The 18,221-nt window shown below is 63.4% G+C and carries 19 protein-coding genes; 7 read left to right on the top strand and 12 right to left on the bottom strand.

What is annotated here, in order from left to right:
* The 5 genes from V8P77_RS22540 to V8P77_RS22520 are packed head-to-tail and all read left to right on the top strand — an operon-like array spanning window position 1 to window position 4,543.
* Window positions 1-843 carry a carbohydrate ABC transporter permease gene (locus V8P77_RS22540; protein ID WP_335914338.1) on the top strand — a complete coding sequence of 281 codons (843 nt, stop codon included), beginning with the start codon at window positions 1-3 and terminating at the stop codon, window positions 841-843.
* The gene (locus V8P77_RS22535; protein WP_335914337.1) at window positions 843-1,901 is read left to right on the top strand and encodes an ABC transporter ATP-binding protein; all 1,059 of its coding nucleotides are present in this window, start codon (window positions 843-845) and stop codon (window positions 1,899-1,901) included. The genes V8P77_RS22540 and V8P77_RS22535 overlap by 1 nt, the downstream gene beginning before the upstream one ends.
* Window positions 1,898-2,677 (top strand): glycerophosphodiester phosphodiesterase, encoded by a 780-nt coding sequence (locus tag V8P77_RS22530; protein ID WP_335914336.1) that lies wholly within the window; start codon window positions 1,898-1,900, stop codon window positions 2,675-2,677. Before V8P77_RS22535 ends, V8P77_RS22530 begins: the two co-directional genes overlap by 4 nt.
* A complete protein-coding gene (locus V8P77_RS22525; protein WP_335914335.1) occupies window positions 2,661-3,665 on the top strand; it encodes a LacI family DNA-binding transcriptional regulator in 1,005 nt (334 codons plus the stop codon). Before V8P77_RS22530 ends, V8P77_RS22525 begins: the two co-directional genes overlap by 17 nt.
* Window positions 3,665-4,543, top strand: a complete 879-nt coding sequence (locus V8P77_RS22520; RefSeq protein WP_335914334.1) for an inositol monophosphatase family protein — start codon at window positions 3,665-3,667, stop codon at window positions 4,541-4,543. Before V8P77_RS22525 ends, V8P77_RS22520 begins: the two co-directional genes overlap by 1 nt.
* Here V8P77_RS22520 and V8P77_RS22515 read toward each other — a convergent pair.
* From V8P77_RS22515 to V8P77_RS22485, 7 genes are all read right to left on the bottom strand, one after another.
* Window positions 4,485-5,348: a glycerophosphodiester phosphodiesterase gene (locus V8P77_RS22515; RefSeq protein ID WP_335914333.1), complete on the bottom strand. Its 864-nt coding sequence runs from the start codon at window positions 5,346-5,348 to the stop codon at window positions 4,485-4,487. The genes V8P77_RS22520 and V8P77_RS22515 overlap by 59 nt on opposite strands.
* Window positions 5,349-5,547: 199 nt before the next feature.
* Window positions 5,548-6,270 (bottom strand): ABC transporter ATP-binding protein, encoded by a 723-nt coding sequence (locus V8P77_RS22510; protein ID WP_335914332.1) that lies wholly within the window; start codon window positions 6,268-6,270, stop codon window positions 5,548-5,550.
* Window positions 6,267-7,016 carry an ABC transporter ATP-binding protein gene (locus V8P77_RS22505; RefSeq protein WP_335914331.1) on the bottom strand — a complete coding sequence of 250 codons (750 nt, stop codon included), beginning with the start codon at window positions 7,014-7,016 and terminating at the stop codon, window positions 6,267-6,269. Before V8P77_RS22505 ends, V8P77_RS22510 begins: the two co-directional genes overlap by 4 nt.
* On the bottom strand, window positions 7,013-8,059 hold the full coding sequence (locus tag V8P77_RS22500) for a branched-chain amino acid ABC transporter permease (protein ID WP_335914330.1): 1,047 nt from the start codon (window positions 8,057-8,059) through the stop codon (window positions 7,013-7,015). The genes V8P77_RS22505 and V8P77_RS22500 overlap by 4 nt, the downstream gene beginning before the upstream one ends.
* On the bottom strand, window positions 8,056-8,916 hold the full coding sequence (locus tag V8P77_RS22495) for a branched-chain amino acid ABC transporter permease (RefSeq protein WP_335914329.1): 861 nt from the start codon (window positions 8,914-8,916) through the stop codon (window positions 8,056-8,058). Before V8P77_RS22495 ends, V8P77_RS22500 begins: the two co-directional genes overlap by 4 nt.
* 63 nt (window positions 8,917-8,979) lie before the next feature.
* Window positions 8,980-10,158 (bottom strand): ABC transporter substrate-binding protein, encoded by a 1,179-nt coding sequence (locus V8P77_RS22490; RefSeq protein ID WP_335914328.1) that lies wholly within the window; start codon window positions 10,156-10,158, stop codon window positions 8,980-8,982.
* 115 nt (window positions 10,159-10,273) lie between these two features.
* Window positions 10,274-11,026 carry a GntR family transcriptional regulator gene (locus V8P77_RS22485; protein ID WP_335914327.1) on the bottom strand — a complete coding sequence of 251 codons (753 nt, stop codon included), beginning with the start codon at window positions 11,024-11,026 and terminating at the stop codon, window positions 10,274-10,276.
* A gap of 300 nt (window positions 11,027-11,326) precedes the next feature.
* On the opposite strand from V8P77_RS22485, the gene V8P77_RS22480 reads away from it, so the two are divergent.
* Together V8P77_RS22480 and ligM are read left to right on the top strand one after the other, a co-directional pair.
* Window positions 11,327-12,202 (top strand): methylenetetrahydrofolate reductase, encoded by an 876-nt coding sequence (locus tag V8P77_RS22480; RefSeq protein ID WP_335914326.1) that lies wholly within the window; start codon window positions 11,327-11,329, stop codon window positions 12,200-12,202.
* Between the two features lie 52 nt (window positions 12,203-12,254).
* Entirely contained in the window at window positions 12,255-13,658 is a 1,404-nt protein-coding gene (gene ligM, locus V8P77_RS22475; RefSeq protein WP_335914325.1) for a vanillate/3-O-methylgallate O-demethylase, read from the top strand.
* Window positions 13,659-13,717: 59 nt separating this feature from the next.
* Here ligM and V8P77_RS22470 read toward each other — a convergent pair whose 3' ends face one another.
* Genes V8P77_RS22470 through V8P77_RS22450 form a run of 5 tightly spaced genes read right to left on the bottom strand, consistent with a single transcriptional unit; the run spans window position 13,718 to window position 18,213 of the window.
* The gene (locus tag V8P77_RS22470; RefSeq protein ID WP_335914324.1) at window positions 13,718-14,812 is read right to left on the bottom strand and encodes an aminotransferase class V-fold PLP-dependent enzyme; all 1,095 of its coding nucleotides are present in this window, start codon (window positions 14,810-14,812) and stop codon (window positions 13,718-13,720) included.
* Between the two features lie 11 nt (window positions 14,813-14,823).
* Complete coding sequence (locus tag V8P77_RS22465) at window positions 14,824-15,606, bottom strand: ABC transporter ATP-binding protein (protein ID WP_335914323.1); 783 nt, start codon at window positions 15,604-15,606, stop codon at window positions 14,824-14,826.
* The gene (locus V8P77_RS22460) at window positions 15,603-16,397 is read right to left on the bottom strand and encodes an ABC transporter ATP-binding protein (RefSeq protein WP_335914322.1); all 795 of its coding nucleotides are present in this window, start codon (window positions 16,395-16,397) and stop codon (window positions 15,603-15,605) included. Before V8P77_RS22460 ends, V8P77_RS22465 begins: the two co-directional genes overlap by 4 nt.
* Window positions 16,394-17,227 carry an ABC transporter permease gene (locus V8P77_RS22455; protein WP_335914321.1) on the bottom strand — a complete coding sequence of 278 codons (834 nt, stop codon included), beginning with the start codon at window positions 17,225-17,227 and terminating at the stop codon, window positions 16,394-16,396. The genes V8P77_RS22460 and V8P77_RS22455 overlap by 4 nt, the downstream gene beginning before the upstream one ends.
* Window positions 17,224-18,213 (bottom strand): ABC transporter permease, encoded by a 990-nt coding sequence (locus tag V8P77_RS22450; RefSeq protein ID WP_027667117.1) that lies wholly within the window; start codon window positions 18,211-18,213, stop codon window positions 17,224-17,226. The genes V8P77_RS22455 and V8P77_RS22450 overlap by 4 nt, the downstream gene beginning before the upstream one ends.
* Window positions 18,214-18,221: the final 8 nt, after the last annotated feature.

Here is an 18,221-nt window from a genome sequence, read left to right as displayed (position 1 = left end):
ATGGCCGAACGATCGCAGCCCACGGCAAATTACCGCAGTTGGCCTGTCATAACGGCGCTGACAATCGTCAGCCTGCCGCTACTCTTAATGTATGTCTATCTCTTCCTCGACACCGTGACGGTGAAGCAGGCGGACGCGCTGCTGCCCTCCGGCTTGACGCTCAATCACTGGCGCTTTCTGTGGCAAACGACGGAGGGCAAGGCGAACATCTGGCAGGTGACGCTGAATACGCTGCTGTTTGCGGCCTGCACCACCAGCGTGGTGCTCATCGTCTCGTCTATGGCGGGCTACGTGCTGTCACGGCTGAACGTCCCGGCACGCGGTTTCTTCCTTGCCGGCGTCATGGTGCTGCATGCTTTCCCGTCGGTGACGCTGATCATCGCCATCTTCATCGTGCTGCAGATGATCGGCCTCTACAATTCGCTGATCGGCGTCATCCTGGTGAAGGCAGCGATCGACTTGCCGCTCGGAATCTGGCTGATGAAGGGTTTTTACGACACAGTGCCCTGGGAAATCGAAATGGCCGGCGTCGTCGACGGCGCCTCGCGCTTCCGGGTCTGGCGCAGCCTCGTGCTGCCGCAGGTCAAGCCCGGAATCATGGCGCTTGGCCTGTTCTCTTTCCTTTCCGGCTGGGGCGAATTCATCCTGCCGCAGGTGCTGGCGCCTGGCAACCAGGTACAGGTACTCTCGGTCTATCTCGCCGGCTTCCTCGCCGACGACAACAATTATGACTTCAACATGTTCAAAGCGGTCGGCGTCTTCTACCTCGTTCCGGTGCTGCTCGTTTACGCGCTCTTCAACAAATATCTCATGAACATCTATGGCGGCGGGAGCAAAGGCTGATGCGCATTCTCCTCGACAATTTTTCGAAGAGCTTCGGCTCTACCAAGGTCATCGAGAACATGACGCTCGAAGTCGGCAACGGCGAGATGCTGGCGCTGCTCGGTCCTTCCGGCTGCGGCAAGTCGACGACGTTGTTTGCAGTCTGCGGTATCCACCGGCCGACCGGCGGACGCATCCTCTTCGGTGACCGCGACGTTACGGATCTGCCGAGCCAGGCTCGCAATGTCGGCGTCGTCTTCCAGTCCTATGCGCTCTATCCGCACATGACGGTTGCCGAAAACATCGGCTTTCCGCTGAAGGTGAAGGGCATGCCGGCCGCCGAGATCCGCAAGGAAGTCGACGGCATCGCCGCCCTTGTCCAGATCGGCAACCTGATGGGCCGCAGGCCGGCCGAGCTTTCCGGCGGCCAGCAGCAGCGCGTGGCGCTCGCCCGCGCGCTGATCCGCAAGCCCGATGTGCTGCTGCTCGATGAGCCCCTCGCCAATCTCGACGCCAAGCTGCGCCTCGAAATGCGATCGGAGATTCGCCGCCTGCAACGCGAAACCGGCATCACCGCCATTCTCGTTACCCACGACCAGGTCGAGGCGATGAGCATGTGCGACCGCATCGCCATCATGAAGGAAGGCGAGATCGTCCAGATCGCCACGCCGGCCGAAATGTACAATGATCCGAAGACCGCCTTCGTCGCCGGCTTTCTCGGCAATCCGCCGATCACCTTCCTGCGCGGAGTCATGGACAAGGGCGCCTTCACCATCCCGCAAAGCGAGATCCGCGTGCCGCTGCCGGATTCTGTCGGTGCCACCGAGGGCACCAAGCTGATGCTCGGCGTCCGGCCGGAGCATTTTACGCCGGCAGGCGACATCCCCGTGCCCGGCAAGGTTACTTTCGCCGAAACGCAGGGCCGCGAGAACCTCTACGACGTGGCTCTTGCCGGCGGACCGCTGCTGCGTTCGATCCAGCCGGTGCGCAGCGATATCCAGCTGGGCGACGATGTCCGCTGGGCGATCGACAGCCGCGGCGTGTTCGTCTTCGACGAAAATGGCAGGAGGCTCGGATGACCCGCGATTTCTCGGCATTTTTCGAGCGTTACGGCTGGCCGTCGGGCAAGGGCCGGCTTCCCTTTTGCATCGGCCATCGCGGCGCCAGTGGGCATGAACGCGAGAACACGATCGCCGCCTTCCGCCGCGCCGCCGAACTCGGCGCGGAAATGTGGGAGCTCGACACGCAGCTAACCAGGGACGGCGTGGTCGTCGTCTCGCATGACGATCACCTTGGGCGCGTCTTCGGCATCGACCGCCGCATTTCCGAGATGACGGCGGCAGAGCTCGCCGGCCTCGACGGCGTCGACGTGCCGAGTTTTTCCGAGGTCGCCGCATTTGGCCGCGAGACCGGAACCGGTCTCTACGTCGAACTCAAAGCGCCTGGGACCGGCATGCGCTGCTGGCGCCACCTTGCCGAGATGAACCAGCGTTTCGCCTGTCTCGGCTCCTTCGATACGGCGCAGGTGCGCGAACTCAGCGACGTCGACTGCGACTTTCCGCTGTCGGTGCTGATCCGTGTCGGCCACGATCCGCATGCGCTCGGCGACGAGGCCGGCGCCGATATCTTGCATCTGTGCTGGGAGAGGGCAGGCGAACGTCCGCAGGATCTGGTGACCGACGCGCTGATGCGCCGCGCCTTCGACGCGGGCCGCGAGATCGTGCTCTGGCACGAGGAGCGGCCGGCTGTTCTTAATGACATTATGAAGCTTCCGGTTCTCGGCATCTGCACGGATCTGCCCGATCTGATGCGATCGCCGGCGGTTAAGGAAAAAGCAGTTGGCAGACAGGGATAAGGGACCGCGCAAGGTAACCTCTTTCGACGTGGCGCGTGTGGCCGGCGTCTCGCGCGCGGCCGTGTCGCGCGCCTTCACGCCGGATGCCAGCGTTTCGCCGAAGACGCGCGAGAAAGTCTATCAGGCTGCCAAGGAACTCGGCTATCGGGTGAACTATCTTGCCCGAAGCCTCACCAACAAACGCTCCGATCTCGTCGGCCTCGTCGCTGCCGGCCTCGACAATCCGTTCCGCACGCTGCAGATCGAGCATCTGGCAAGAGTGCTGCTCGCCCGCAATTTCCGCCCCATCCTGCTGCCGACCTCGCCAGAGGCCGACACCTCGACGGTCATCGGCCAGCTGCTGCATTACGCCGTGTCTGGCGTCATCGTCACCTCGGACGCGCCGCCGACCGAGATCTGCGAGCAATGCGCGGCCGAGGGCGTGCCGATCGTGCTGATCAACAAGGGCAACGACATTCCCTTCGTCGACCGCATCATTTCCGATGACCGTATGGCCGGCCATCTCGCTGCCAGCCACCTGATCGACTGCGGCGTGCGAAAGCCCGCCGTCATGGCCGCACCCGCCATATCCTACACGGCGCGGCGGCGCAGCGAGGCGTTCGTCGCGCGCTGCAAGCAGCTCGGCGTCGAGCCGGAATTTCTGCATCTCAAAATCAACGACTACCGGAGCGGCTATGATGCGGCCGCCGGACTTGCTGCATCCGGCATCGACGGACTGTTTTGCGCCAACGACTACCTGGCCTGCGGCGTCATCGACCGCGTCATGCAGGGCCGCGGCCGCGATGATGCACCGCCGCTCTCCATCATCGGCCATGACGACATTCCTCAGGCGAGCTGGACCGCCTACGATCTCACGACCATCCGCCAACCCTGCGACGTCCAGGCCGAAAAGACGGTCGACCTGCTGATGAGCCGGATGGCTGAGCCGGACCTAACGGCGCGTGTCGAATTCACGCCGGTGACACTGATCAGAAGAAGGACTGCCTGATGAATGCCGCTTTCGACGACGCCGCCATCCGCGCACGAGCGGAGGTCGCGATCACCGTTGCCGTCGAAGTCGGGCGGGAAACGGCCCGGTTTCGGCACGACTCTGACCCCGGCTCGCTTGCCGTCGAGAACAAGGGATTGCAGGATTTCGTTACCATCGCCGACAGGAGGGCCGAGCAGGCGATCCGCGACGGCCTGCTCTCGCGCTTTCCGGATGACACTTTCATGGGCGAAGAAAACGGCGGACGGTCGGGCGAGGGCGGCACCTGGGTCGTCGATCCGATCGACGGCACGACCAACTATATCAGAGGCTTCCGGCACTGGGGCATCTCGATCGCCTTCGTCGTCGGCGGCAAGGTGGAGATCGGCGTGGTCTACGACGCCGCCGGAGACAAAGTCTTTCACGCCGTCCGCGGCGGCGGCGCCTTCAAGGACGGACTTCCGATCCATGTGGCTGCGACCGCCGATCCGGCCAATGCGCTTGTCATTCTCGGCCATTCCCGCAAGACGAGCTTCGACGACTATCTCGCGCTCTCCAAACGGCTTCACGAACGCGGCATGGACTATCGCCGCATGGGCGCGGCCGCCATCGACCTCGTGCGCGTCGCCGAGGGTGCTGCCGATCTCTATTACGAACGCCATCTCAATGCCTGGGACATGCTTGCCGGCGCGCTGATCGCCGACGAGGCCGGTGCGATGGTGGCGATGCCGCCGGTGGATAGTTTGCTTATGAACGGCGGACCTGTCATTGCCTACTCGCCGGGGCTTGCCGGCGAGTTTGCCTTCATCCTCGACATTGAAGGGTTGGCGGCGGTCCCGGTTAAGCCATCATCCGCCGGCGCCAGGCGCGTTCTGTCGCCGGCGCCTCGTCCGTCGTGATCTGATCCGGCTTGAGCGCCATCAGCGCCGAGATATTCAGCCATTCCTCCTCGCTGAAGCCAGCCTCCGGGTCCTTCAGGGTGAAAGTCCAGGCATCGACACGTTTGCCTTCGTCCTGGCAGAGCGCGATCATATCCAGCCCTGCATTGGCGGCCTCAAGGATCAGCGGCCAGTGCAGATAGATCGTGTCCGGTTCGGTCGGGCCGCTGAGGTCGGCGCGCAGTTCCATCTCGACCGCCTTCCAGCCATTGGCCTTGCTGATATCGTAGAGCTTGTCTGTCGGATCGATCCCGCGCAGGAGATGCGGAAGCTTCTCCTTGACGGCGACGATGAGATCGAGGCTGCCGGCGCTGACGATCACCGAGGCGGCGATATCGCGGAAATGCGCGGCAAGATGCTCGATGCCCCTCGCGCCGATCGCCTCGTAATCGTCTTTCATGTCGAATTGCAGCAGTGCGGCGGGATGGGTCGATTGCATCATGGCGGCAAGATCCTCGCTGAGGATCAACGGCCGGCCGCCCTCCTGCATCAGGACGCCGCGAAGGCCACTAATGGTCTTTTCGGCGATCGGCCCGTGCCCTGATGTTTCGCCCTCGAGGTCTTCGTCATGGAGCACGACAAAGCCGCCGTCGGCGCGCACACGCAGATCGAGCTCCATCGAGGCGCCAGCCGCAAAACCCTCCGCCATCACCTCGGCTGAGAACAGCGGATCGGCAAACCGCTTCCGCAACCGATGCCATTTCAGGCGAGTCCGATGCCCCCCATGCGAAATCTCCAGCCCCTGCGCATCCAGCAATCTCGTCATCTGCACCAAGTCTCCGCGATGCCACTTCCTGCCTTGACGAGCCGAGATTATCAAGGGCCGACACGGCTTTCATCGGGGTGCCGGAAAGTTTTTCGTCAGGCCGGGCTACAGCGCCGCGTCTTTTCAGACGCACAATGGATGCTGTAACGCTTTGAATTGTTGCATAATTTTATCCTCAAATCGGTTCCGATTTAAGGAATTAGGCAGTAGCGGCCTTATGGTCGCCGAGCGCCAGATACCTGTCGAACATCTCGCCGTCGGCCAGCAAGGTCGCGCTCTCGCCGGCGTAGGTGACAAGGCCACGCTCCAGTACCACGGTGCGATCGGTCAGCGGCAGGACCTTGCGCGCCTTCTGCTCGATGATGATCGCCGACATGCCTTCACCGTCGATGATCTTCCGGAACGCCGCCAGCAGTTCGTCGACGATGATCGGCGCCAATCCTTCGAGCGGCTCGTCGAGCAGCAGCAGCTTCGGATTGAGCATCAACGCCCGTCCGAGCGCCAGCATCTGCTGCTCGCCGCCCGAAAGCTGGTTGCCACGATTGACGCGCCGCTCCTTCAACCGCGGGAACATGGAATAGACGCGCTCGACCGACCATGGGCCGGGGCGGGCGATCGCCGTCAGGTTCTCCTCGACGGTGAGCGACCTGAAGATGTTGCGCTCCTGCGGCACCCAGCCGATACCGGCAGCGGCCCGCCGTTCCGGCCGCGTGCGCGTCAGATCGGCGCCGGCAAAGCTGATCGTTCCGGCATGATGGGTGGTGACGCCGACGATCGTGTCGACCAGCGTCGTCTTGCCCGCACCATTGCGGCCGAGCAGCGAAAGGGACCGGCCTTCGTCGAGCTCGAGACTCACACCGCCGAGAACCCGGGCCTCACCATAACCGGAAACGAGCCTGTCGATCCGCAAAAGCGCCGTCATGCCGTCTCCTCCCCGAGATAGACCGCCTTGACGCGCGGATCGGCGGCGATCTCGCCGACCGTTCCCTCGACCATCACCGCGCCTGCGACCAGAACCGAAATGCGGTCGGCAAAGGAGAAGACGAGATCCATGTCATGTTCGATCAGCACCACCGTCACCTCGGCGGGCAAGCTGCGGACGATGGCCAGCACCTCGCTGCGCTCTTCTTCGGCGACACCGGCCGCCGGCTCGTCGAGCAGCAACACCCGCGGCCGGCTCGCAAAGGCAAGCGCGATTTCAAGAAGCCGCTGCTTGCCATAGGCAATCCGACCGGTCTTCTCGCCCATGACGCCGGAAAGGCCGAAACGCTCCAGGAGGTCCACCGCCTCTCCGGTCGCATTCAGATGGGCGGCCAGCGGGCGCCAGGCGGAGCGGCCAAAACCGTCCCGCTCATTGATCGCCAGCAGAACCGATTCCAGCGGCGTAAAGCCCGAAAAGAGCTGGTTGATCTGGAACGTGCGCGCGATACCGCGCCGCACGCGCCTGTGCGAGGAAAGGCCGGTGATATCCTCGCCGTCGACGATCACCTGTCCGGAAGTCGGCTTCAATACCCCGGTCAGCAGATTGATCAGTGTGGTCTTGCCGGCACCGTTCGGACCGATCAGCGCATGGCGCGCGCCGCTTTCGATCGTCAGCGAGACATCGTTGGTGGCGGTGAAGCCGCCGAAACGCTTGACGAGGTTGCGGGTTTCAAGGGCGACGGTCATCGGCTTTCTTTCAGCTTCACGCCAGGACGCCATGTCGCCAGCCGCCTGATGCCGGCCTGCAGCGAGGCCGGCAGAAATGTGTGCCAGCGAGCGATGCGCTCGCGGCCAACGAGCACAATGGCGATCAGGATCAGGCCGATCCAGAACATCCAGTATTGCGGCGTGGAGACCGAGAGCCAGTCGCGCAGCACGGTGAAGATGACCGCGCCGATGATGCCGCCATAGAGATAACCGACGCCGCCGATGACCAGGACCAGAAGCACATCCGCCGAACGATGGAAGGCGAGGACATCGGGCGAAACGAAACTCGTCGTATGCGTCAGCAGCGCGCCGGCAATGCCGGCATAAGCGGCGGCGATCGTATAGATGACGATGATCCGGTTCCTCGTCGGAATGGCGACCATCGCGGCGCGCATCGGATTGGCCTTGATCGCCCTCAGCGACAGGCCGAAGGAGGAATTCACCAGATGCCGTGCGACAAATGTCAGGACGAAGAGTGCAAGGAGGCTGTAGACATAGCCGGTGCGGCCCCAGAGGTCGAACTCGAAAATGCCGAGGATCGGCCCGATGGCGACGCCGCTGAGGCCATCGGCGCCGCCCGTCACCCATGCCATCTGGTTGGCGAGTTCGGCGAGCATCAAGGCAATGCCGAGCGTCGTCATCAGCCGCGTGAGATCCGAGCCGCGAAGGACGAGGAAGCTCGCTCCGAAGCCGGCAAGGCCGGAGACCGCGGCTGCGGCAAAGAGGCCGGTGACGGGTTCGGCGATGGCATATTTGGCAAAGAGACCTGCAGCATAGGCGCCGAGGCCGAAGAAGGCGGCATGACCGAGCGAAACGATGCCGGCATAACCGAGCACCAGATCGAGGGACAAGGCAAATAGCGCGGTGATGGCGATTTCGGTGAGCAGCAGCATCTTCGAAGGCAGCACGAAGATTGAAGCGATCGCCGCGATCCAGAGGACGATCTCATAGAGCCGCCAGGCGTTGCCGCGGCGAAGCTGTTCGATGGCGCGTTTTCTCGTCTCGCTGCGTGCGTCGCTCATCGGCCACCCTCCCGCGAGAACAGCCCGTGCGGACGCAGGAGAAGCACGGCGACCATGACGCCGTAGATGACGAAGGCGCCGATCTCAGGCACGTAATATTTGCCGGCGACATCGGCGACGCCGAGCAGGAGGGCGGCGAGAAATGGCCCAGTTATCGAGGAGGTACCGCCGACGGTCACCACGATCAGGAAGTAGATCATGAATTTCAGCGGAAAATTCGGATCGAGCCCGAGAATCTCGGTGCCCATCGCGCCGCCGAGGCCGGCAAGGCCCGAGCCGACGGCGAAGGTCATCGCGAAGACCGCGGAGACATTGATGCCGAGCCCGCGGGCAACCCGTCCGTCATCGACAGCGGCACGCAGCTGACTGCCAAAACGGGTTTTCGTCAGCAGGAGCTGCAGCGTGATCGTCAGAAGGATGCAGACAAGGATGATGAAGAGGCGGTAGCGGCCGATGCCGAGGCCGTAGAGATCCCAGCGGCCGGAGAGTTCCTGTGGCAGCTGGATCATCTGCTGCTGGCCGCCCATGAAATAATGGGCGCCGGCGATCGACATGAAGACCAGGCCGACGGAAAACAGCACCTGGTCGAGATGCGGCTTGGAATAGAGATGTCGATAGAGCAGGCGCTCCAGAACCAGGCCGGCAAGCGCGACTGCGAGGAAGGCGATTGGCAAGCACCAATAGAAGGAAACGCCATAGCTGTTCATCAGGACGACGGTGATGTAGCCGCCCGCCATGGCGAAAGCGCCATGGGCAAGGTTGATGAAATTCATCAATCCAAGCGTGATGGTCAATCCGCAGGCGAGAATGAGCAGCAGCATTCCATAGGCGATGCCGTCGAACAGAATAGTCAGCATGACAAACCCGACTTTCCAGGAGCAAAGCGGCGGAGCTGCCGCCGCCGCATCTTATCGTAGAGTTTATTGGCCGGCCTTGACCGGGTCCTTCACATCCTTGTAGGTCGCAAATTCGACGTTCTGCAGTTCGCCGTTCACGTCCTTGACTTCACGCATATAGATATTCTGGATGATATCGCGGGTCTGCGGATCGATGGAGATCGGGCCGCGCGGGCTCGTCCAGGCAAGGCCCTTCATCGCCTTGATCAGCGCGGCACCGTCCGTATCGCCCTTGGTGGCTTCGAGCGCGGCATAGATGGCATGCATGCCATCATAACCGCCGATCGCCATGAAGTTCGGGCGCATGTTGTTATTGGCGGCCTTGAAGGCCTTGACGAATTCGGCGTTCTCCGGGCTGTCGTGCGCTGCCGCATAAAAATGCGCGGTGATGGTGCCGAGCGCAGGCTTGCCCATGCCGTTCAGGATATCGTCGTCGGTAATGTCACCGGTTCCGATCAGCTTGATGCCCGCTTCGGCAAGGCCGCGGTCGACGAACTGCTTCATGAACAGCGAGCCGACGCCGGATGGCAGGAACACGAAGACCGCATCCGGTTTGGCGTCGCGCACACGCTGCAGGAAAGGCGCGAAATCCGGGTTCTGCAGAGGAATGCGCACGGCCTCAGCGACCTCACCGCCCTTTGCCTTGAACTCCTTGGTGAACCAGGTTTCGGCATCGATGCCCGGGCCGTAATCGGTCACCAGGGTTACGACCTTCTTGATATTGTTTTCATGCGCCCAGCGCGCGACCGGCACCGAATATTGCGGCAGGGTGCCGCTGGTGCGAATGAAATATTCCGATGCCTGCGTGATCGACGAGGTGGCGGCGGCCATGACGACGGCTGGCACCTTGGCCTGGGTGATCACGGGCGCGACGGAAAGCGCCAGCGGCGTCAGTCCGAAGCCGGCAAGCGTATTGACCTTGTCGTTGACGATCAGTTCCTGGGCGATACGGCGGGTCTGGTCGGCTGTGCCGGCATCGTCGCGCACCACGAGTTCGATCTTCTTGCCGGCGACGGTGTCGCCGTGCGCAGCGATATAGGCTTTGGCGCCGGCCTCCACCTGGCGGCCGGTCGATGCGAAGGGGCCGGTCATCGGCAGGATGAGACCTACCTTGAATGTATCTTCGGCATAGGACGGCAGACCAAGGCCGGCCGACATGACAAGCCCCGCGGAGAGGGCGAGCAGACTTCTTCTGGCAATCACGGCTTTCTCCTCCTTTTACCGGCGATCTGCGCGATCCGCCGGCCTCCTCTTTCTCCAATCGGCATTCTCGTCGGTCAGCAGGAGAGCCTCCTCGCCCTCGATCGCCGGCCGCGTCTCACGTCGATATCAGCGTCAATCCCGGAACGCGGGTGATCAGGCTGCGATCCTCTTCCATGACGAATTCCAGATTGTGCCGCGCAAGGCGCGCATGTTCTCGCGCCAGCGCCTCGGCGCGGGAGCCTTCACGCATCTCGATTGCCGAAACGATGTCGCGGTGCTGACGCTGCGCATGCACAAGCGACAGGCGGAAGGCGAGCACATCCTCCTGCTTTTCCAGAAACGCGCTCGGCGAGGCAAAGGGCAGTTGCGTCGCCCGTTCCACCTCTCGCCGCATCATGTCGCTGCCCGCAAGGCCGGCGAGCATGGAATGGAATTCCGCATTGAGCTCGACATACTGGGCAAACAGCATGTCCTCCGGCCGATCGCGAAAGCATTTGTCGAGCTCGAGGATCAGACCCTTGATCGCCTTGAGCTTGGCTGGCGTGACACCGCGTTCGGCGGCGAGACGCGCTGCCGTGCCTTCAAGCACACCACGCAGCTCGATGGCGTCGAAAACATCCGCGGTGGTGAAACCGCGCACGGCGTAACCGCCGGAGGGGATCTGCTCGAGCAGGCCTTCCTGTTCGAGACGCGCAAGGGCCGCGCGCAGCGGTGTGCGCGAAATGCCGAGCTTTTCGGCGAGCCAGACTTCCGAAAGACGTTCGCCCGGCGAGACCCCGCCGCCGAGCACGAGATCACGCACGCCAAGAAGGCCTTTCAAGGCCTGGCTGTCGCGCTTGCGATCCACGGTTCCCTTTTCCGCAACCATCTCCCGTTCCATCCCGAAATTTGCGGTCCGCGGCCTATTCGGGCGCTCCGGCCTTCACGTGTCGCGGACGACATTCCCCATTCCTTTTCGAAAAGAGTACGACGTGTATACCGACGCCTGTCAAGTAATTATTGCATGATCAATGCCACATCATTTCATATCTGAATGGTTATCAATAAGATTGAATTTTAGTATTTTTCCGCGACATTCGTTATGTCACTTGCTGGCAGCACAATTTTCGGCTTATCATTGTATACAGCTTGGACACATAAAATTTCAGCATGATGAGGAGAGAGGCCCATGATGATTGCGCCGCAAAGCGAGAGCCGGGAGAAGGCGCCTCTTGCCGATCTTCTCTCGCATTATTCCATCGAGGTGACGTCGCGCGACCTCCAGTCGCTGGACAGCATGACGGCGACCCTGCCGCAGGGTTGCGAGGTTTTCGTCGCCCATCTTCCGAAGGAAGATATCGGCCTTCTGGTAAGGGCCTCGGCGGGGCTGAGAGATGCCGGCTTCGTACCGGTTCCCCACATCGTTGCCCGCAACATCCGGAACTGCCTGGAACTCGACACCATGCTTGCTCGGCTTTCCGAGGAGGCTGGTGTCCGCCATGCGCTCGTCCTCGGCGGTGATCGGGACGATGCCGCCGGCGCCTTCGGCTCCAGCCTGGACCTGATCGAAACAGGGCTCTTCCAGGCATATGGCATCGGCCGGATCGCCATCGCCTGCTACCCGGAAGGGCATCCCCGCATCGCCGGCGCCATCCTCGATGCGGCACTGACGGCAAAGGTTGATGCGGCTGCACGTGCGGGGCTCGATGTGTTATTGGTGAGCCAGTTCCTGTTCGATCCGAAACCGCTCCTGAACTTTGCAAGGCGGCTTCGCGAACGGGGCGTGACGGCGCCGCTGAGCGTCGGCATCGCCGGGCCGGCCAGCCGCACAAAGCTTCTCAAATACGCGCTTCGCTGCGGCGTCGGCGCATCCTTGCGGGCGCTGCGCGAAAGAAGCGAGATCGCCCGCAACGTACTTTCGGGCGAAACACCGGAAGAGTTGCTGATGGAGATTGCCGCAGCACAGGCCGCCGAACCGGATCTCGGCATCAGCGGCGTGCATTTCTTCACCTTCGGCGATCCGGCCCAATCCATCCGCTGGGCAGAGCAGCAGGTGGATCGCTGACTGAAACCGGCTGCAAGGCCTCGACAAGCATCTTTTCAGTGGGAGGAATATCATGACGAAACAGAGCCTCGAGCAGAAGCTGAATGCCGCCGGCAACACGGTGGATATGCTCCGCAATTCGCAGATCGGCGCCTATATCTATCCCGTCGTACCGCCGGAATTCAGCAATTGGCGCGACGAGCAGCGCGCCTGGCGCGAAACCGCCGTGCTCTTCGACCAGTCGCACCATATGGCCGAACTGATGATCGAGGGGCCGGATGCGCTGAAGCTCATCTCGCATCTCGGCATCAACAGCTTTGCCAATTTCCCGGTCAATCGCGCCAAGCAGTTCGTGCCGGTCAGCCATAGCGGCCACGTCATCGGCGATGTCATTCTTTTCCATCTGGCCGAAAGCCAGTATCTCATCGTCGGCCGCGCACCGACGATCAACTGGGTAGAGTTCCACGGGCAGACCGGCGGCTACGACGTGAAGCTCGACCGCGACGACCGGTCACCATCGCGCCCCGGCGGCAAACCGGTCGTGCGCCGGCGGTATCGCTACCAGATACAGGGACCGAACGCCTGGAAGATCCTCGAAAAGGTCAACGGCGGACCGCTCGCCGATGTCAAGTTCTTCAACATGGATACGATGAACATCGGCGGGCGCCGCGTGCGCACGCTGCGCCACGGCATGTCAGGCGCCCCCGGCCTCGAGATTTTCGGACCCTATGAAGAAGGTGACGAGATCCGCAACGTCATCCTGGAAGCGGGTGAAGAATTCGGCCTGCGCCAGGTCGGTGCCCGTGCCTATGCGACCAACACGCTGGAATCCGGCTGGATTCCGGCGCCGCTGCCGGCAGTGTACACCGACGAGCGCATGAAACCCTTCCGCGAATGGCTGGGCGCCGACAGCTATGAAGCGACCGGCTCGATCGGCGGCAGCTTCGTCTCCGACAATATCGAGGACTATTATCTGACCCCGTACGAACTCGGCTATGGCCCGTTCGTCAAGTTCGACCACGACTTCATCGGCCGCGCGGCGCTCGAAAAGATTGCCGACAAGCCGCATCGCAAGAAGGTGACATTTGCCTGGAACCAGGACGATGTCGCCAAAGTCTTCCAGTCGCTGGTCGACCCCTCTGCCGATAACTACAAATATATCGACCTGCCGCTATCCAACTATGCTTCGTCCAACTACGACATGGTAGTGAAGAACGGCCGGACGATCGGCCTGTCGATGTTCTCAGGCTACAGCCACAACGAACGCACCATGCTTTCGCTCGGTACTGTCGAGCCTGACGTAGAGGTCGGCGACGTGCTGACCCTCGTCTGGGGCGAGCCGGACGGCGGAACCCGCAAGACCACCGTCGAACGTCACAGGCAGCTTGAGATCCGCGTCAAGGTCGCGCCGGTTCCTTACGCGCGCGATGCGCGCGAAGCCTATGCCGACAGCTGGCGCACCCGGCAGACGGCGTAGGCAACGGCGCCCTGAAAGCGGATCGCCGATGCCGCTTTCCCTCTCCTGAGAGCATCCTCTCAGGAGCGGTAGGCTGCGGATATCGCCTCCGAAGCGGCTGCTATGTCAGCGGAATGGCCGGCCTGCCTGAGGGCCGCACCATACGCCACGACATTCGAGAGCACCGTCTGGAATGCGGCGCGCGGCCCAGTATGGTTCAGCCGCACGAGACGGGCCGGCGCGGTTCCGACGCCTTCGCTCATCTCGACCCCGATCTGTCCGGCGGTTGCGATCAGCGCGGCAGGCTCCAGCGTCTGCGGCACCGGCACGGCCGTCATCAGGTTCGACGCCTTGCATGCCGGCACCCAGGCCGGGGCTCCGAGTGCGGCAAGCCCCGCCCGTGTCGCCGATGCCGCAAGCGCATGACGGGCGACGATATTCTCCATGCCCTCGGCCTCGATCCGGTCGAGCGCCGTCTCCAGCGCGAAGAATTCCAGCGGCGCCGGTGTTCCCGGCAGGCTACGCCGGCCGCCGTCGATCCAGCTCTTCAGATCGGCCAAAGACAAGATCGAATCGCGCGGGGCGCCGTCTCTGAGGATCAGATCCCAGGCGCCGCCGCTGACCGAAATTGCGGACACGCCGGCCGGGCCACCGAGCGCCTTCTGTGGCCCGATCACCGCGATGTCGATGCCGAGATCGTCGACGTCGAGCTGATGGCCGCCGACCGAGGCGACCGCATCGACGACGGTGACGATGTCGCGAGCCCGGGCAAGCGCCAGTATCTCGGGCAGGGGGTTCAGAATGCCGCTCGCGGACTCCGCGTGAACGAGGGCGAGCACATCGATCCGGGGACCGGCGTCGAGCGCTTTCGCCATCGCATCGATCTCGATCGGCAGGCCCGGCTCGGCGACAACATCCTCTACCGTCGCGCCACCCCGCCGCAGCCATTGCCCGAACCAGCCGCCATAGGGGCTGGTTATGATATTGAGTGCAGTCAGGCCGGGGCGCGCAAGGCTGACCGCCGCCGCCTCCAGCGCCACCACCGCTTCGGCCTGCACCAGCACTATGTCGTTGCGGCTGTGCAAGATACCGCCGATCCTGTCGGCAAGGACGGCGTAGCGCTCCGCGGGATAGGAGGGCACGCCATGCAAGGGATTCCAACCAAGATCGAACATGGATACTTCCTTCAGCAGGGATCGGTCACGAGACGGGGGACGGCGGCAACGAGTGCGCGGGCGGCCTCCGATTGCGGCGCGGCAACGACCGCCGCTGCCGGGCCGGTCTCGACGATCCGTCCGCCATCCATAACGGCGATGCGGTGGGAGACGGCGCGCACCACGGCAAGATCGTGCGAAATGAACAGACAGGCAATGCCCTGTTCTTTCTGCAGACCGACCAGAAGCTCCAGGATCCTGCCACGCACGGTCACATCGAGCGCCGAGACCGCCTCGTCGAGCACCAGCAGCGAGGGCCGTGTCGCAATCGCCCGCGCAATCGCCACGCGCTGCCGCTGGCCGCCGGAGAGTGCCCGCACCGGGCGGGCGGCATGATCTGCGGTGAGGCCGACACGCTCCAGCAGCTTGGCGATCTCGCCAGGACGTCGATCTTTCGCGACAACGCCATGGATGCGAAGCGGATCGTCGAGCACTGCACCAACGCTCGCCAGCGGATTGAAGGCGGCGAGCGGATCCTGAAACACCATCTGCATACGCGCCCGTCGGCGGCGCAAAGGCGCGCCGTTCAGCGCGAGCCAATCCTCTCCCTCGAACCGAATCGAGCCGATATCGGCAGCAACAAGCCGCAGCAGGATGCGCGACAGCGTCGATTTCCCGCTGCCGGAGGCGCCGACGAGGCCGAGCGTTTCCCCGGCCGCGATGGTGAGCGACACATTCTCGAGAGCAGCAATCCGGCGTCCCACAGACGAAAAACCTTTCGACAGGTTTTCGATGGAAAGCAGCCTGTCCTTCATGACGGCACCTCCGCGATCAGCGGCGGCGTCGCGAGGTCGCGATGGCTGGCGATCAGGGCGGCGGTGTAGTCACTCTTGGGCGCCGAAAGCACCGAACGGACGGGGCCTGCCTCGACCAGCCTCGCATTGCGGAAAACGGCGATGCGATCGACGAAGCCGGAGGCCAGCGCGATGTCGTGGGTGATGAAGAGCAGCGTCATGCCATCCTCGCGCACCAGCCCGTCGAGCAGGCGGACGATCTCGCCCTGGACAACGACATCGAGCGCACTGGTCGCCTCGTCGGCGATCAGCAGCGCAGGCCTCGCGGCAATGGCTGCGGCGATCGCCACGCGCTGGCGCTGGCCGCCGGAGAGCTGATGCGGAAAGGACCGCATCGCCTTGTCGGGCTGCGGTATCCGTACCCGCTCAAGCAATTCCTCGGCCCTGGCATAGGCCTGTCTCCAGCTGAGGCCGAGATGGCGCCTGGCGCCCTCGGCGATCTGCTCGCCGATCGTCAGGACGGGATTGAGGCTGGAGCCTGGATCCTGGAAGACGAAGCCGAAATCGCGGCCTGGGCGAGGCCGATGACCAAGGCCGGGCCAAAGCATCTCGCCGCCGACCTTCGTTCCCTCCGGCAGCAGACCGGTAAGCGCTCGGGCAAGCGTGCTCTTGCCGGAGCCGCTTTCGCCGATGATCGCCAACCTTTCGCCGGCGACGATATCAAGATCGATATGGTCTAGCGCGGCTGCACCGCTGCTGCCGCGCCCATAGGTGACCGAAAGCTGTCGCAGGCTCAAAAAAATCCCGCTCATGCCGCCCTCATGCCATGATCGCCAAGCGCCCTGCTCAGACCCTCGCTGAAGAGATGGACGCCGAGTACGGTCACGGCGAGTGCCGCACCCGGTATGACCGAGAGATAGGGTGCCGAACGCAACACGCTGCGGCCCTCTGCGATCATCGAACCCCAGGTGGCGATATTGGGATTGCCGAGACCCACGAAGGAAAGCGCTGCCTCGGTGAGGATCGCACCGGCGACGATGGTGGCCGAAAGCGCCAGCACCGGCGGCAGCGCGTTCGGCAGGATTTCCCGGAAGGCGATCTCGGCCGGATGCATGCCGATCACCCTTGCCGAGGCGACATAATCCTGCTCGCGGATCGCAAGCACCTGCGCTCTCGTCAACCGCGCCGGATCGGCCCAGGTGCCGAGTGCGATGGCAAGGACGACAACCGGGGTCGAGACGCCGATGGTGCTGACGAAAGCGAGAGCGAGCAGGAAAGCCGGCATGATCTGGAAGGCGTCGACCACGCGCATCAGCGCCTCGTCGACGAGCCCGCCGGCAAAACCGGCCGCAAGGCCGACGCAGAGCCCAAGCACCATGGCCGCAAACGCCGCCGCCAGGCCAACGGCAAGCGAGGTTCTGGCACCATAGAGCAGGCCCGCCAGCACGTCGCGGCCGAGACGGTCGGTGCCGAGCGGAAATCCCGGATCGGTGAACGGCGCCAGCAGGGCGCGGCCGGCAATTTTCAGCGGATCGCCCGGCGAAATAACGGGAGCGAGCAGCCCGGCCACAAGCAGGACGAGAAGGATCGCAAATCCTGCCGCACCTTCCGGCTTGCGCAGCAGTCGCCACAGCCAGCTCATGCGCCGCCCTCCGATGCGCCGATGCGTGGGTCGAGTGCGGCATAGACGAGATCGACGAGGAAATTGACCGAGATGACCAGGACGGCGCTGGTGACGATGATGCCCATCAACAACGGCGCGTCACGGCCGTTGACCGCCTCCTGCGCCAGCCGCCCGAAGCCCGGGATTGCAAAGATGCTCTCGATCACCACGCTGCCGCCGAGCATGGCCGCCGACTGCAGCCCGAGCATGGTGACGAGCGGCAGCAGCGCGTTGCGCGCGACATGGCGCAGCACGATCCGGCTCCGCGACAGACCCTTGGCCCGGGCAAAGAGCACGAAATCGAGCTTCCATGCCTCGGCCATGCCGCTGCGCATCACCCGCAGGAACAGAGCGAGATAGATCAGCGCGAGCGCACCGACCGGCAGAACGAGGTGATCGGCGATATCGAGCGCGCGCGAAAATCCTGTCTTGCCAGAAGCGATCGTCTCGACGCCGGCGATCGGAAACCAGCGCAGCTTCACCGAAAAGGCGATGCTCAGCACCAGTCCGAGCCAGAAGCTCGGAATGGCATAGACGATCAGCGAGCCGATCGACAGCAGCCGGTCGCGCAGACCGCCCGGCCGCGCTCCGGCAAGGATGCCGAGCGCTGAGCCGAGGCCGAAGGATAGCGCCGTCGCGCTGCCCATCAGCAGCAGCGTATTGGGCAGGCGTTCGGCAATGAGCGCACCAACCGGCCGGCCGAAGGCGACCGACCAGCCGAGATCGAAGCGTGCGAGTGAGGAAAGGTAGAGCCAGAGGCGCGCGAACATCGATTGGTCGAGGCCGTAGCTCTCGCGCAGCGACTGCCTAAGTGCGGCATCGCCGCCGCCAATCGAGCCGAGATAGGCGTCGACAGCATCGCCCGAGGCGGATTCAAGCAGGAAAAAGGTGAAGATCACCACGATCAGCAGCACTGGAATGCTGCTGATCGCCCTGCGCCTCAGGAGGATGATTGCACGTCTCACGCCGGACA

The sequence above is a fragment of the Rhizobium aouanii genome, from assembly GCF_037002925.1.
In the GTDB taxonomy this organism is placed as follows: Bacteria; Pseudomonadota; Alphaproteobacteria; order Rhizobiales; family Rhizobiaceae; genus Rhizobium; species Rhizobium aouanii.
This window is presented reverse-complemented; position numbering and strand designations above follow the sequence as displayed.